Source organism: Sphingomonas sp. SP4 (genome assembly GCF_058313375.1).
In genome coordinates, this window is record NZ_JBZFLE010000002.1 from 322,853 (window position 1) to 337,465 (window position 14,613).

Below are 14,613 nucleotides of genomic sequence, written 5' to 3' on the forward strand. Positions count from 1 at the left end.
ATTGGGGTTAGCCCCCGCGCTACACCTCTGTTGGTAACTCAGAGGCTCGCGGGATACAATGGGATTTTATGGGATTTTGTGGGAAAACTGTGGGAAGTGGCGGATTTCTGCGGCTTCCGATGCCCGATTTAACCGCACGTTCGTGGGATGTTCTGGTCGCTCCTACCCTGTGGATAAGTCTGTGATTTTTTCGAATCGGATGAGAATCAGTTCTTGGTCAGAGATGCAAGCTCGTTCAGCACAGCATCCAGATTGTTTCGTGCGGGCGATCCGAGGTGATCTGCATTCAGCAGGTCCGCGTCCGCGACGATCGTCGCCCGGCCTTTGCCGATGCGGCAATGGGCGATGAGCTTGTCGGCGCTGACCGCACAGGTACCCTCCAACGATCCGGGCGAGGATGTCAGAACGTCGAGACCGCCGAGCTTGCGCTGCTGCGGGCCACGCTGGTCGGGGGAATCCAGCCGCAGTCCCCAATGCTGGAGCAAGCCGGTGTCCATGAACATCGGCGGGGGGCGCAGGGGATCCCCAATGGCGCGCGCGCTGGGCCAATCGAGCATGGGGTCGGCAAGCAGGAGAACCCGCCCTCCGCTCCTCACCCACTCGTCGAGCGCGACCAAGTCCTCCGCCGGCTGCGCGAGCGGATGCGCCATGAGCAGCAAGCGCCCTTTCGCCAACTCCGCCGGATCGGTGACGCTGATCGGAAGAACGCGATAACGGCTTTGCAATGCCTTCAGCGCGGCTGAGTCGGAATCTTCCACGGTGAATTGCTCACCGAACATGATCGGTAAGCTGGTCAACAGCAGTAGCGTCGGGCGCGGTGTCGGAGGTGCCTCCGCTTTCCTGTTTCGCGTGTAGGCGAATGCCGCCGCGGCGATAAGGCCCGCGACGAAGACGATCAGCGCGCCCAGGCGCGCGCGACTCATTTGCTCTTGTTTTCGGCGCTGTTGTTGGTCGTGTCGGAGCCGCCCGGAGCGACGCCCAGCTCGGCGAGTGGCTCGCTCGGCTCGTTCGAGACGGCCTGCGTGACGGTGTTCGCGGAATCGTCGCGGCCGGACCGGCTGATGATCGAACCGAGGAGCACGAGCAAAAACGCAAAGGCCAGGCCGGTCAGCCCGATGCGAATGCGCTGTGCGCTGCTTCCGGCCTGATAGGGCATTTTCAATCGACGAAGCTATGTCCCGCTTCGACAATATGCAAGACGATAGCCTTGACGGTTGTTCTCTCGGGAGCAAATGGCGGGACATGACTCGCACCCCCATGCTTATCATGCTTGCTGCGGCCGCTGCGCTAGCCGGCTGCAACCAGGAAAATCACACCATCGTCGCAGGCGGACCGGAGCCGGATGACAATGTGTCGAACGCAGTTTCGAACGGACCGGTTACGCTTCCGCCGTCGATCTCGGCCAGCAAGGTATATCGTTGCGCCGACAATTCGGTGGTCTACGTAAACTGGATGTCGGACGGCAGCGCCACCGTAAGGAACAAGCCGGACGCAGCTCCGACCGCGATTGCGGCGGGCTCGCCGGAGATCAAGGGCGACGCCCAGGCTTCTTCGATCACCTTCAAGGGCAAGACCTGCAAGGCCTGACGCTCAGCAGGCGCGCATTCACGGGCGGTGCCTTCAGCCTTGCGCTGGGGGGCCGCCTAAGCGCACCGGCATTTGCCCAGGCACGTCCTGATCTTGCCCCTGCAATCGCCGCCATCGGCGCTTACGCCGAAGCGCATCGGCGCTACTTTTCGCTTCCCGGCCTGACGCTCGGACTGACCGCCCCGGACGGTTTCTCAAGAGTTCTCGAATTCGGCTTCGCCAACGCTGACGCGCGGACGCCGATCACAGGCGATACGCTTTTCCAGATCGGATCAATCAGCAAGTCGATGACGGCGCTGGTCGTTCACCAGCTTGCAGCCGAAGGGAAGCTGAGCCTGACGGGTCGGGTCAGCGAAATTCTCCCGACCGTTCCGCTGCCGCGCGGCAACACGGTCACCGTTCAGCACCTGCTCGACCATGTTGCAGGGCTCGCCGACAGTCCGCCGATCTTCGGCGTCGGTGGGTTGTGGACAGCCTATGCGCCTGGTGCGCACTGGCATTATTCGAACAGCGGTTACGACCTGCTCGGCAAGATCGCTGAGCATGCAGGGGAGAAGCCGCTCGCGCAGTTGTTGACCGAGCGAATCTTCAAGCCGCTCGGCATGGTGCGAAGCCGGGGAGCGATTGTCGGCGCTGACCGCCCACTCTACGCACAAGGCTATGAGGCCGCGGACCAAAGCGCAGCCTATGCGCGCGGAGTGCTGCTTGCGCCCGCCGCGTGGGTCGATGTGACCTTCGGAGCCGGATCCGTCGCTTCCACCGCTGACGACATGACCCGGTTCATGCGCGCGCTCGCTGATGCCGCCCAAGGGCGCCATGCGCTCGGCCTGTCGCCTGAGCAGGCGAAGCTCTTCACTGGCCATGCTGTGCCGAGCGACACGCCAGGCATGAACTACGGCAACGGCCTGATGCATGTCAGCAATGCCGGCCGGTCCTACCTCCACCACACCGGCGGGATGGTGAGCTTCTCCTCGTCCTTCCATGTGGACGTGGCGAGCGGTGTCGGGGCATTCGCCAGCTCCAACATGAGCGCCTTCGCCGAATATCGGCCAAGGGCGCTGACCCGCTTCGCCGTTGACGCGATGACCAGTGCGCTTGCGGGGAAGCCTCTTCCGACCGCCCCACAGCTTGAGCCCCGCTTGCCGAACGCTGCGGCGTTCCTCGGCACCTACTCGGGTCCGTCCGGCACGTTCGAGGTGCGCGCAGGCAATCCGCTGACGATCGTGACTAAGGATGGCGAGGCCCCGCTCCAGCCTTGGGGAGGAGACATCTTCCGCACCACGCATCCGGCGTTCCGCCAATATTCACTGATGTTCGAGCGCACGCGCAGCGTGGTCACCGGCGCGAGCTTCGGTCCCTCGAGCTTCCAGAAGCAGGGCACGACAGGCACCCTTCCCGCCTCCAACCCGCAGCTGGCTAAGCTCGCCGGCCGCTACATCAACGACGATCCCTGGTTCGGCACGGCGTGGGTCGTAGAGCGCGGCGGCAAGTTGTGGCTCGGCACCGAAACGCCCATGGTCCGGACCGGCGACAATGCGTGGCGAGTAGGCAGCGACGGCTGGTCGCCCGAGCGCGCCTCCTTCGCCGGTTTCATCGACGGGCATCCGCAGGTCCTGATTTTCTCCGGTGTGCCCTTCCTTCGCCACGACATCTGACGGCTGAAACTAGCCGCAGCAGCGCTTGCCCGCTAATGGGCCGCGCATGGATGTTCTCGAAGCTCCCCGCATCACACCCGACATCGTTGCCGAGCATGGACTTTCGCAGGAAGAATATGACCGGATCGTGAAAGCGCTCGGCCGTGAGCCGAACCTCGTCGAGCTCGGCATCTTCTCGGTCATGTGGTCGGAGCATTGCAGCTATAAGAGCTCACGCTTTCACCTGAAGAAGCTGCCCACCGAGGCGCCTTGGGTGATCCAGGGCCCGGGCGAGAACGCGGGTGTGATCGACATCGGCGATGGCGATGCGGCGATCTTCAAGATGGAGAGCCACAATCACCCGTCCTACATCGAGCCAAACCAGGGGGCGGCGACCGGCGTCGGCGGCATCCTGCGCGACGTGTTCACGATGGGCGCACGGCCGGTAGCAAACATGAATGCGCTGCGGTTCGGGCGGCCCGATCATCCGAAGATGCGGCACCTGATCGCGGGCGTGGTCGCGGGCATCGGCGGCTATGGCAATTGCGTCGGCGTTCCCACGGTGGGCGGCGAGGTCAATTTCGACACCGCCTATGACGGGAACATCCTCGTCAACGCGATGACCGTTGGCGTCGCGAAGACCGATAAGATCTTCTACTCGGCGGCCTCCGGAATCGGGAACCCGATTGTCTATGTCGGATCCAAGACGGGCCGGGACGGCATCCACGGCGCAACCATGGCCAGCGCCGACTTCGACGAGAATAGCGACGAGAAGCGCCCGACGGTACAGGTCGGCGACCCTTTCACCGAGAAGCTGCTGATCGAGGCCTGCCTGGAGTTGATGGCGACCGACGCAATCGTCGCCATCCAGGACATGGGCGCGGCGGGCCTGACCTCATCGTCGGTGGAGATGGCTTCGAAGGGCGGCGCGGGCATCCGGCTGAACATGAACAAGGTGCCTTGTCGCGAAACGGGCATGACGCCGTACGAGATGATGCTTTCGGAAAGCCAGGAGCGGATGCTCATGGTGCTGAAGCCCGGCCGTGAAGCCGAGGCCGAAGCTATCTTCCGTAAGTGGGAGCTGGACTTCGCAGTCATCGGTGAAGTGACCGACACTGGCCACATGGTGCTCGAGTGGAACGGCGAGGTCGTGTGCGACATTCCGCTCGAACCGCTTGCCGACGAGGCACCCTGCTACGAGCGGCCATACATCAGCCAGGACGCGTACAGGGCCTGGGCCGGCGTGAAGCCGCTCAGGGATGTGCCGGAGAGCAGCGACCTCGCAGCGGACCTGCTCAAGCTGATGGGTTCGCCCAACATCGCGAGCCGCCGCTGGATCTACGAGCAATATGACCAGCAGGTCGGCGGCGACACAGTGCAGCGTCCCGGCGGCGACGCCGCCGTCGTGCGCGTTCATGGGTCGAAGAAGGCCTTGGCAATCACCACCGATTGCACACCGCGTTACGTCTATGCCGACCCGGTCGAGGGCGGGAAGCAGGCGATCGCGGAAGCATATCGAAACCTGTGCGCGGTCGGGGCGACGCCGCTTGCGGTCACTAACTGTCTCAACTTCGGCAATCCGCAGCGGCCCGAGATCATGGCCCAATTCGTCGGCGCACTCGAAGGCATGGGCGAAGCGTGCCGCACGCTCGACTTCCCGATCGTGAGCGGCAACGTCTCGCTCTACAACGAGAGCAAGGCGACCGGCGGCGGATCGGCGATCCTGCCCACGCCCGCAATCGGTGGCGTTGGCCTCCTCGACGATTGGGAGAAGAGCGCCACCATCGCCTTCAAGGCCGAAGCTGATCGTATCCTGCTCATTGGAGCCGATCCCCGGGCTCAACCCGAAATCGGGCAATCCCTGTGGCTCGACGTTTGCCACGGCCGTCGGGACGGAATACCGCCCCGCGTCAATCCGCCGGCCGAGCGCAAGAATGGCGAGTTCGTCCGTCGACTCATCGCCGAAGGGTTGGTCACGGCAGTGCACGACGTCTCCGACGGCGGCATTCTCGTGGCAGTCGCCGAAATGGCGCTCGCCGGAGACATCGGCGCGCGGCTAATCGTCGAGACCTTCGAGGATCAGGTGGATCGAGAGAAGGTGCGGCACGCGTGGTCTATGTTCGGGGAGACCCAGTCGCGTTACGTGGTCACCGAACCGCACAGTTCGCACATGGTCGAAAAGCTGGCGGAGGAGCTGGGCATTGGCTGCTGCTTTATCGGCTGGACCGGCGGTCGCAGCGTTGCGATCGATTCAAAGCAAGAGCGCTCGATCTATGAAGTGCCCGTCGCAGACCTACGCAAGGCACACGAAGGCTTCTTCCCCAAGCTGATGGGCAGCGAGCTTACGCCGGAGTTCTGAGTTCACGAATCCACTTGCGAATGGTTCGCATTATCGATTATATCAATCTCCATGATCGTTTGTATCTGCAACCGAATCACGGAGTCGGAAGTCCGCGCTGCTGCGCGCACCGGTGCGTGCACCCCTGAAAAGGCTTACGCCTGTTCAGGCTGCGAAGTGCAGTGCGGCTGCTGCGTCGATTACGCACAAGACGTGATCGACGAGGAACGCGGTAAGCGCTCGCACCTCCGCCTGGTGACGGCCGAAGCCGCCTGAGCCGTTTCTGCGACTGACTTTCAGTCGCACGTTTTTCCCAGTTTTCCGCCACTTCCTGCTTCCCCCGCTCCACCTTCGGTAGTACAGCCGCAGTAGCGACGCGCGGGAGGTGAGTGATGAAGGGCGATCCCAAGGTCATCGAGCTGCTGAACGACGCGCTCAAAGAAGAGCTGACCGCGATCAACCAATATTGGCTGCACTACCGCATGCTCGACAATTGGGGCGTGAAGAAGCTCGCGGAATATGAGCGGCACGAATCGATCGACGAGATGAAGCATGCGGACCGCCTCGCGGAGCGCATTCTCTTCCTCGACGGCCTCCCCAACTTCCAGGCGCTCGGACGGCTGCGGATCGGCGAGAATGTCGAGGAAATCCTCCGCGCCGATCTGGAGGCGGAGCAGCAGGGTGCCAAGCTATACCGCGAGGTGGTCGCTCACGCTGAAACCGTTCGCGACTATGTGACTCGCGATCTCGCTCGGGAAATTCTCGCGGACGAGGAGAAGCACATCGATTTCATCGAGACCCAGTTCGAGATGATCTCCCGCATGGGCCTGCAGAATTACATCCAGCTCCAGTCCGAGCCGGCGGAAGACGACTAGATTCGGCCGAATCCTTGGTTCGTGACCTTGCGTCCGAATCCGCTGCCGCCAGTGCGGCTCACCAGCGGATTGGTGGCCTTGTCGAACAGTTCGACGGTCTCGGCGAACAGCTTCTTCAGCTGAACAACTTCAGGCACGAGCTCGTCCGGAAAACGGTGCGATTCGATGCAGAAGCGCGCGGTGGTCTCGATCAGCTCCGCGATCTTCGCGAGCGGCTCAGCGCCAAGCTGACGCGACTCGCCCTTCAGGGTGTGTGCCGGAAGCACCAGCGCGGTGGTGTCCTGATTGTGCATCGCCGCTTCGATCTGCTCGATCGACTTGGCGCCATCCTCCTTGAAGTAATTGAGGATACGGATGAAGCCCGGCCCAAGCTCGGTCCGGCTCTTCTCAAAGAATGCCCAATCAACGATGTTCCGAGCTTCGTCGGTCACACCTAAACTCCTTTTGCGCCGGAGGCCCCCGGCAGCGGTCCCACCACCACCATCGATAGGGCGCAAAGGGTAAAGGTCTTCTTAGCGTCGACCCTTATCAAAGGGATTGCTCCGTCCGCGGAAATCGAGCCTTAGCGGCACGGGACCGAGCTTCAGATCCCTGCGCATCGCGTTCAGGAGATAGCGGCGATAGCTTTCCGGAAGCTCGTCGGTGCGGTTGCCGAACACCACGAAGGTCGGCGGCCGCGTCTTCACCTGCGTGATGTAGCGGAGCTTGATCCGCTGGCCCTTCGGCGCCGGCGGCGGATTGGCGTCGATCGCATCCTCGAACCAGCGATTGAGCTCGCCCGTCGGAATCCGCCGCGCCCACGCCTCGCGCAGGTCGAACGCGACGTCGAGGAGCGTGTCGGTGCCCTTCCCCGTCTTCGCCGAAACTGTGAGCAGCGGCACGTCCTTAAGCTGGGCCAGGCCTTCCGCGAGCGCCGCCTTCACACCATTGAACAGCGACGACGCGTTCTCGGCGACGTCCCACTTGTTCAGCGCGATGATCAGCGCGCGGCCTTCTTCGATCACCTGCGAAGCAATCTTGAGATCCTGCACTTCGAGCCCGCGTGTGGCGTCGAGCAGGAGCACGACGACCTCTGCGTAATCGATCGACCTTTTGGTGTCCGCGGCCGACAGCTTCTCCAGCTTGTCCTCGACCTTGGCTCGCTTCCGAAGTCCCGCGGTGTCCACCAGTTGGACGGGGCGCCCCTTCCACTCCCAGTTAAGGCTGATCGAGTCGCGTGTGATCCCGGCTTCCGGACCGGTGATCATGCGGTCCTCCCCGATCATCCGGTTCACCAGTGTGGACTTGCCTGCATTGGGCCGTCCGACGATCGCGATCTTGAGCGGATGCTCCTCGTCGAGCTCATCCTCTTCCGCGTCGAAGTGCTCGTGCTCGACGTGTGGAAGCAGCGCCTGGAACAGGTCGGCGACGCCTTCGCCATGCTCAGCGCTGATTGCGATGGGATCGCCGAGGCCGAGCCGATACGCTTCGTAAGCGCCCTCCTGCCCCGCCCGGCCCTCCGCTTTGTTGACGACCACGACGACCGGCGTCGTCTCGGCGCGCAGCCAGCGGCCGATCTCTTCGTCCAAAGGAGTGAGGCCTTCGCGGCCATCGATCACGAACAGAGCGGCGTCGGCGTCTCGAACCGCCGCTTCCGTCTGCTGGCGCATTCGGCCGGGAAGCGTGTGCGGATCCTCATCCTCGAAGCCCGCTGTGTCGATAACGCGGAACTCGAGACCGAGCAGCATCGCATCACCCTCGCGCCGGTCGCGCGTCACCCCCGGGCGATCGTCGACCAGCGCCAGGCGCTTGCCGACGAGCCTGTTGAACAGGGTCGATTTTCCGACGTTGGGCCGGCCGACAATGGCGACGGTGGGCAAAGGCATGGGCTCGCGCCTAGCGGAAGCTATGCGTCATTGCGAGGCGGGCTATGCCGCGCTCGCAACGTCGATCAGCGGAACGCGTGCAGCTGACCCCGGTCGTCGTAGATGAAGAGCGTCGAGTTCGCGACCACCGGAGAAAGGCTCACGGCCGAGCCGATCGTGGTCTGGCCCTGGAACGCGCCCGTGGTGGGATCGACGTAGATCAGCGCACCGTTCGAACCGGTGATGATCAGGCGGCCGCCGGCGAGCACCGGTCCCGAATATTCGACCTGGCCCTTCTTCGCCTTGGCGTTGAGGAACTGCGGCAGTTGGTTGATCCAGCGGATGTGCCCATTCGACCGGGCGATGCAGAGGAGCTTCGCGTCGTCGGTGACCACGAAGATCCAGTCGCCCGCGACCCACGGCGTGTCGATGCCGGCGATGTTGAGTTCCCAAAGTCGCTGGCCGGTGATGAGATCGAGCGCGACCATGCGGCCGCCCTGTCCGACTGCGAAGACCTGTCCGTTGTCGATCACCGGATCGGCGTCGACGTCCGTCAGCGAGGAGACGCTGGTACGGATGCTGGTGCGCTGCAGCGTGTCGGACCAGACTTGGCGGCCATTCTCGTAGCGATAGGCATTGAGCTCACCCGAGGAGAAGCCCGCGACGACCGTGCCCTGCCCTATGGCCGGAGAAGCCGAACCGAACACGCCCGCAATTTCGAGCGATGCCGCTGCGGACCAATTGGTCGAGCCATCGGTCTCGTTGAGCGAGTAGATCTGATTGTCCTGGCTGATCACGTAAAGCGCGCCGGAGGACACGCTCGGAGCGCCGCGCAGCGGTCCGCCCGGACGCACCTTCCAGACCACTCCGCCGTTACGTTCATCGAGCGCAGTGACATAGCCGAGACCGTTGGTCGCGTAGATCCGGCCGTTGTCGAACGCGAGACCGCCGCCGTAGAGCGATGCTTCAGCACCGCGGTCGACCGGCGTCTGGGTCGACCAAACTTGCGATCCGTTGGCTGCGCTAAATGCGCGCACGGTGCCGCCGGTATCGATGGTGAAGACCTTCCCGTTCGCAACGATCGGGGCCGACGCAAGGCGCGCCGTCAGGCTGCTGCCGCGACCGGCCGAAACGCTGAATATCCGGGCGAGCTGACCGCCGAGCGCAAGCTGGCCCATCGACTTGGAGGCAGTGCCTCCCGACTGCGTCCACTCCGTATTCGCGGTCGGCGCGGGAAGGTTCATCGGAAGACCCGCAGTCGCGGGATCGACCTCGACGTCGCCTTCGGCGCTCAACACTGAGATGCGCTCGCCGAGGACGGGCGTCGATGGCGCCTTGCCCTTCTTGAGAATGCTGCAACCGCCCGCGGCGAGCGCCGCTGCGATCATGACTCCTACTCGAACGCTTTTCTGCTTGATCATGGGTCGGTCCTACTGGGCCGGAGTGAAGGCGCTGCTCGCATCCACGCCTAGGCTTGAGGCGATCTGGACGGCGCGCGCACGGATTGGGTCGGGAACGGTCTTGTCCTTGGCGATCGCAACGAACAATTGCGCCGCCTGCGGCTTTTGGTTCTGCTTGATCAGCGCCATGGCGGTCATCTCACCCGCCGTGCCGAACCAGGGATTGCCCGGCTTGGCGAGCGGCTCAAGACGCGTGATGACCTGTTGCGGCTGCAGAGTGTCGAACTCGAGCGCCGTCTGCCTGAGCAGCGCGGCATCACGATAGGGCTGCGGCAGCGAGCTGTCGTCGGCGATCTTGCGATAGGTCGCGGTCGCGAGCTTCGCGTCATTCTGCTGCAGCGCCAGCGCGGCGCGCGTGAACATTGCCGTGGCGCGGACGCCCTTGCTGTGCGAGTTCGAAAGTTCGTCGAGCTGCTGTGGAGCACCCGCCGTGTTGCCCGCGCCGATGTTGCGGAACAGGTCAGCCAGCTGCTCGACCTGTTTCTCGGACTGCTGCCTCTGGTAATATTGCCAGTAAATAAAGGCGCCGCTCGCAGCGAGGAACAGCGCGACTGCAACCGCGATCCAAACGCCGTATTTCTTGCCGAAGTCCTGCAGCCGGTCGCGACGAAGATTCTCGTCGACCTCGCGAAGGAACGTCTCGTTATACTCCGGGGGCTGCGCCAAACTTGTCCTCAGATGCGAATGGGTGCGAGGGAAAGAATCCCGCCAACGCTTCCTTCCCCGCGCCAGATGAACGGAAGCTGGCGGCGCATCGTCTAGCGGCTGTGGCGAGAAACGCAAAGAGCGCTTTTCGATGCCCGCTTAGTGGTGCCTCTTCTCAAGGTAGAGATAAGCCGGATCGAACTCTGCGAGCGCCTTCAGCCCAGTGAAGTCCAGGATCTCCAGTCGGCGGTCCTGCAGCTGAATCAGGTTTGACCGACGCAACTCCTGGAGAGTTCGGTTCACATGGACGGGAGTGAGGCCGAGGCACTCACTCAGCTCGATCTGCGTAAGCGGGAATTCGAACGCATTGCCGCAAGTCATCTCGGTGATCTCGAGCCTGACGAAAAGCTCGCAGAACAATTGCGCCATCCGCGCGACCGCCGAGCGTCGGCCGAGCGAAAGGGTCCACTCCCGCTGGATTGCCGCGTCCAGATTCGTCATGAACCAGTAGAGCCGCGTCAGATGCGGAAAGCCCTCGGTCATCTTTTCCAGGCGCTCGTGCGGCACCACGCCAATCGTGCAGTTGGTGAGCGTTACCACGTCATGGTCGAGGCGCTTCAGCACAAAGCTGTGGAGATCGGCGAAATCGCCGGGAACGTGAAGCTCCGCCATCTGCCGCTGACCGCTCGGCAGGTCCTTAGCCCGCGCCATCCAGCCGTCGAGCAGAAGCGTCGATTCCTTCAGTTCCTGCCCCGCCCTAATGAATGTGCGGTCCGGCGACAGATTGAGCGTATGCGAGACGAGGCCGCGAATTTCGCGCTCTTCTTCCGCGCTCACCGTGTCGCGGGCACGGAGCTTCATCAAATGCCGTTCGATCATCATTTGGACCGACGAACGCGTAACGCCAGACCACGCCGCTCAAACTAACGCAGGTTAGGACTTCGGCCGGTAAGTCTGGTCGGATGTCGGGAAGCTGCGCGAGCGGACTTCATCCGCGTAGGTCCTTGCCGCCTCGCCGATCCGCGCAGCAAGGTCGTCGTAACGCTTCACGAAGCGCGGCGTGCGCTCGAACATGCCAAGCATGTCGTCGATGACGAGTACCTGGCCGTCACACTCGGCCGACGCACCGATACCGATCACTGGGGCGGATACGCTGCGCGACACTTCCGTCGCGATATCCTCCACGACGCCTTCGACGACGATGCTGAACGCTCCGGCGTCGTCGACCGCCTTGGCGTCGCGCAGGATCTTGCGCGCCTCCTGCTGCTCGCGCCCGCGGGCACCATAGCCGCCGAGCATATTCACTGCCTGCGGGGTCAATCCGACATGGCCGATAACAGGAATGCCCCGCTCCGTCAGGAAGGCTACTGTCGGCGCCATCGCCTCGCCGCCCTCCAGCTTGACGGCAGCGCAACCAGTTTCCTTCATGATGCGTGAGGCGTTGGCGAACGCCTGCGCCGGCGATTCTTCGTAGGAGCCAAAGGGCATGTCGACCGTGACCAGCGCATGCCAGCTGCCGCGCACGACGGCGGCGCCGTGCGCGCACATCATTTCGAGCGTGACCGGAATGGTGGAAGGCAAGCCATAGATCACCTGGCCGAGGCTATCGCCGACTAGCAGCATGTCGCAGTGCGGATCGAGCAGCTGGGCCATCCTCATCGTGTAAGCCGTGAGCATCACGATCGGCTGCTCGGTCTTTCCATCGACCTTGCGGCCGCGGATGGATGGCGCGGTCATCCGCTTGCCGGGGACCGGCGTCGGCGTGGCCCGGCTGGTCGAGGTATCGATGGTGAAGGTCGACATGGCGCGGTCTTCTAACGACCCGGCGTAGACCCCGCCAGTAGAGCGACGTTTCGGCTACGAAACAGGAGGAACTTTCAGCCGTCTCCAGCGTCGAAACAACAGGTGCGCGGGTTAGCCGCGTGATGACACTGGAGTAGTTCGATGACCACTCGCAACTGGGTCGGCGACGCCGGCCTTGCGGTCTTGCTCGCCCTGCCGACGGCTACGCTGGCAAGCCCCGCGACGATCTGGCAATCGCAGCCGAGTGCCTTCGCGCCGCACGCACAGATTCAGCCCGCCCCGACGCGGTTCAGCCTTCCGCGCTAAATCTTAGGCGAGCCAGCCGCGCTGCCGCGAATGGCGCGCGAACCAGAAGACCGTCCAAGTGAGAGCGGTGACAACGAGAGCCACGATCAGGTCGTTCGCCGACATGCTGTTCCGCAAGGGAGCAACTAAGAGCAGCCCGGCGAGCCAAACGAGTACGGCAATCAGCGACACCAGAAGCAGCCACTCGGCTGCTTTCTTTTTCAGCACGAGCAGGACTGTGCCGATCAGGCCGATCCACACCGCCACCGCATAAGCGCCCGTCACCCATGCGGGCTCGGCGTCGAACGCGGCGCGCTGGTCGAGCGGAAGGTTTGCCGGATTGGTGAACACGTGCATCAAATAGCTGACGCACCCCAAGCCCATGAACAGAAGCGACGCCCAAGCTGCGACGACGAACCAGCGCGCGATCGGCTGATGCCGGTAATGATCATGCTCCATGGCTTCCCCCTATTTGCCTCCGCCCAGGCGCTCCTCCCATTGGGCGCCCTCTGCGAGCGAGATCGAGTCTAGCACAGCAGTGCTCTGGTCGCGCAGGACCGTGAAGGCACGGCGGATCGCGCAGGTCGCCTCATCGTGGCAATCGCCGCACGGCGCGTAGAAATTCACACTCGCGCACGAGACAAGCGCTATTGGTCCCTCCATCGAACGAACGATCTCTCCGAACGAAATCTGCTCCGGGGAACGGGACAATTGGTAACCGCCCTTGGGCCCTCGCGCGCTTTTGACGAGCCCCGCCTTTTTGAGGTCGAGCATGATCAGTTCGAGATATTTGGGGGGCACGCGCTGCGTTTCGGCGATGCGGCCCAATTGCACCGGAGCCCCGCCTTGCTCCTCGGCGAGGAACAGCAGGGAACGCAACGCATACCGGGTCTTTTGCGCGATCATCCGGAGCCAAGGGTAGCGCGACGATCGCGTCATCGCAAAGCGCGGCGATGAACATCTCTTAATTGCAGTGTCAGCGGTTGGAGAAGCTGGGGTGAGTAATCCAGGTGTCAGCTCAAAAACGAGCCATTGTTTTTCTGGAGATCACCCAATGAAACGACTGATCGCTTCTGCAATTGCCCTCAGCGTTCTCGCTGTCCCCGCCGTTGCCGCCACAAACGCGAAGGCGCCGGCGAAGACCACCAAGCAAGTCAAGAAGTCGAACGCCGCGACTTCTACCGCCAAGCAAGTCGCCCCCAAGAAGAAGTGACCCCCGCGGCCTCGTGCCGCTCCACCTGCTCGCTCGGCGCCCGCTCCCTTCGCGCCGAGCGAGCACTTCGCCTCATGAACCGCATGTAACTTTGCAGCCACGGCTGTGAGAGCCTTTGGCCACTAGAGCTTCCTAACCTCCGTGCGGTTCGTGTCCGGCTCTCCCCTCCCCTGCACGAACCGCGCGGAGCCGTTATAATGAGTGAGCGCCAAGCGGCGCCGGAGAGACTATGGGACGTAAGATCCTGCTTGTTGAGGATGACGCGGAAACCGCGGGCTATCTCGCCAAGGGCCTGACCCAGGAAGGCCATAGCGTCGAACAGGCGAGCAACGGGCAGGACGGCCTGTTTCGTGCAACCGACGGCAGCTTCGACCTCATCATCCTCGATCGCATGCTTCCAGCTCTGGACGGCTTGTCGGTCCTTAAGGCGCTGCGTGCTGCGCGGATCGAGACCCCTGTCCTGATCCTCTCGGCTCTGGCCTCCGTCGGCGACCGTATCGAAGGCCTTGAGCATGGATCGGACGATTACCTGGTAAAGCCATTTTCCTTCGCCGAGCTTCTGGCTCGCGTGAACGCGCTCTTGCGCAGACGCGAGGCGCGGATCGACCCTGCGGACCATCGCCTGACGGTAGGCGACCTCGAAATCGATCCCCTTTCACGCACCGTGAAGCGCGACGGCAAGAAGCTCGATCTGAAGCCTCGTGAATACCTGCTGCTTGAATATTTCGCCCGGAACGAAGGGCGCGTCGTCACCCGCACGATGCTCCTCGAGCAGGTGTGGGACTATCACTTCGACCCAGGCACCAACGTCATCGACGTTCACGTCAGCCGCTTGCGGCGGAAGCTCGATGATGGGTTTGAAAAGCCGCTGCTGCACACGGTGCGCGGCGCGGGCTACATGCTGGCGGCATAACGTCTATACCACGTAG

General features: G+C 63.2%; 18 protein-coding genes. 8 read left to right on the top strand and 10 right to left on the bottom strand.

What is annotated here, in order from left to right:
- Nucleotides 1–206 precede the first annotated feature (206 nt).
- Complete coding sequence (locus AC4GYV_RS10910; protein ID WP_491100736.1) at nt 207–923, bottom strand: Gldg family protein; 717 nt, start codon at nt 921–923, stop codon at nt 207–209.
- Nucleotides 920–1,156 (bottom strand): hypothetical protein, encoded by a 237-nt coding sequence (locus tag AC4GYV_RS10915; protein WP_491101588.1) that lies wholly within the window; start codon nt 1,154–1,156, stop codon nt 920–922. The genes AC4GYV_RS10910 and AC4GYV_RS10915 overlap by 4 nt, the downstream gene beginning before the upstream one ends.
- A gap of 86 nt (nt 1,157–1,242) precedes the next feature.
- Between AC4GYV_RS10915 and AC4GYV_RS10920 the strand changes: the two genes are divergently transcribed.
- The 5 genes from AC4GYV_RS10920 (at nt 1,243) to bfr (ending at nt 6,434) form a co-directional block, all read left to right on the top strand.
- Nucleotides 1,243–1,587 carry a hypothetical protein gene (locus AC4GYV_RS10920; protein WP_491100737.1) on the top strand — a complete coding sequence of 115 codons (345 nt, stop codon included), beginning with the start codon at nt 1,243–1,245 and terminating at the stop codon, nt 1,585–1,587.
- 173 nt (nt 1,588–1,760) lie between these two features.
- Nucleotides 1,761–3,242 (top strand): serine hydrolase domain-containing protein, encoded by a 1,482-nt coding sequence (locus AC4GYV_RS10925; protein ID WP_491101589.1) that lies wholly within the window; start codon nt 1,761–1,763, stop codon nt 3,240–3,242.
- Between the two features lie 46 nt (nt 3,243–3,288).
- Nucleotides 3,289–5,580: a phosphoribosylformylglycinamidine synthase subunit PurL gene (purL, locus tag AC4GYV_RS10930; protein WP_491100738.1), complete on the top strand. Its 2,292-nt coding sequence runs from the start codon at nt 3,289–3,291 to the stop codon at nt 5,578–5,580.
- Between the two features lie 51 nt (nt 5,581–5,631).
- A complete protein-coding gene (locus AC4GYV_RS10935) occupies nt 5,632–5,835 on the top strand; it encodes a (2Fe-2S)-binding protein (RefSeq protein ID WP_491100739.1) in 204 nt (67 codons plus the stop codon).
- 116 nt (nt 5,836–5,951) lie between these two features.
- The gene (gene bfr / locus AC4GYV_RS10940; protein WP_491100740.1) at nt 5,952–6,434 is read left to right on the top strand and encodes a bacterioferritin; all 483 of its coding nucleotides are present in this window, start codon (nt 5,952–5,954) and stop codon (nt 6,432–6,434) included.
- Here bfr and AC4GYV_RS10945 read toward each other — a convergent pair.
- From AC4GYV_RS10945 to panB, 6 genes are all read right to left on the bottom strand, one after another.
- The gene (locus AC4GYV_RS10945) at nt 6,431–6,865 is read right to left on the bottom strand and encodes an Hpt domain-containing protein (RefSeq protein ID WP_491100741.1); all 435 of its coding nucleotides are present in this window, start codon (nt 6,863–6,865) and stop codon (nt 6,431–6,433) included. The two genes, bfr and AC4GYV_RS10945, sit on opposite strands and share 4 nt — an antisense overlap.
- An 81-nt stretch (nt 6,866–6,946) precedes the next feature.
- A complete protein-coding gene (gene der / locus AC4GYV_RS10950; protein ID WP_491100742.1) occupies nt 6,947–8,299 on the bottom strand; it encodes a ribosome biogenesis GTPase Der in 1,353 nt (450 codons plus the stop codon).
- A 65-nt stretch (nt 8,300–8,364) separates the two neighbouring features.
- Nucleotides 8,365–9,699 carry an outer membrane protein assembly factor BamB family protein gene (locus AC4GYV_RS10955; protein ID WP_491100743.1) on the bottom strand — a complete coding sequence of 445 codons (1,335 nt, stop codon included), beginning with the start codon at nt 9,697–9,699 and terminating at the stop codon, nt 8,365–8,367.
- A gap of 9 nt (nt 9,700–9,708) precedes the next feature.
- The gene (locus AC4GYV_RS10960; RefSeq protein ID WP_491100744.1) at nt 9,709–10,404 is read right to left on the bottom strand and encodes a tetratricopeptide repeat protein; all 696 of its coding nucleotides are present in this window, start codon (nt 10,402–10,404) and stop codon (nt 9,709–9,711) included.
- 138 nt (nt 10,405–10,542) lie between these two features.
- Nucleotides 10,543–11,244 (bottom strand): Crp/Fnr family transcriptional regulator, encoded by a 702-nt coding sequence (locus AC4GYV_RS10965; RefSeq protein ID WP_491100745.1) that lies wholly within the window; start codon nt 11,242–11,244, stop codon nt 10,543–10,545.
- A 72-nt stretch (nt 11,245–11,316) separates the two neighbouring features.
- Nucleotides 11,317–12,186, bottom strand: coding sequence for a 3-methyl-2-oxobutanoate hydroxymethyltransferase (gene panB / locus AC4GYV_RS10970; RefSeq protein ID WP_491100746.1), 870 nt, complete (start codon nt 12,184–12,186; stop codon nt 11,317–11,319).
- Nucleotides 12,187–12,327: 141 nt separating this feature from the next.
- On the opposite strand from panB, the gene AC4GYV_RS10975 reads away from it, so the two are divergent.
- A complete protein-coding gene (locus AC4GYV_RS10975) occupies nt 12,328–12,492 on the top strand; it encodes a hypothetical protein (RefSeq protein WP_491100747.1) in 165 nt (54 codons plus the stop codon).
- A gap of 3 nt (nt 12,493–12,495) precedes the next feature.
- Here the strand turns inward: AC4GYV_RS10975 and AC4GYV_RS10980 are convergent, their stop codons facing one another.
- Nucleotides 12,496–12,930 (bottom strand): hypothetical protein, encoded by a 435-nt coding sequence (locus tag AC4GYV_RS10980; protein WP_491100748.1) that lies wholly within the window; start codon nt 12,928–12,930, stop codon nt 12,496–12,498.
- A gap of 9 nt (nt 12,931–12,939) precedes the next feature.
- Nucleotides 12,940–13,377 (bottom strand): RrF2 family transcriptional regulator, encoded by a 438-nt coding sequence (locus tag AC4GYV_RS10985; RefSeq protein WP_491100749.1) that lies wholly within the window; start codon nt 13,375–13,377, stop codon nt 12,940–12,942.
- Between the two features lie 148 nt (nt 13,378–13,525).
- Between AC4GYV_RS10985 and AC4GYV_RS10990 the strand changes: the two genes are divergently transcribed.
- Together AC4GYV_RS10990 and AC4GYV_RS10995 are read left to right on the top strand one after the other, a co-directional pair.
- Nucleotides 13,526–13,684, top strand: coding sequence for a hypothetical protein (locus tag AC4GYV_RS10990; RefSeq protein ID WP_491100750.1), 159 nt, complete (start codon nt 13,526–13,528; stop codon nt 13,682–13,684).
- 229 nt (nt 13,685–13,913) lie between these two features.
- Entirely contained in the window at nt 13,914–14,597 is a 684-nt protein-coding gene (locus AC4GYV_RS10995) for a winged helix-turn-helix domain-containing protein (protein WP_491100751.1), read from the top strand.
- Nucleotides 14,598–14,613: the final 16 nt, after the last annotated feature.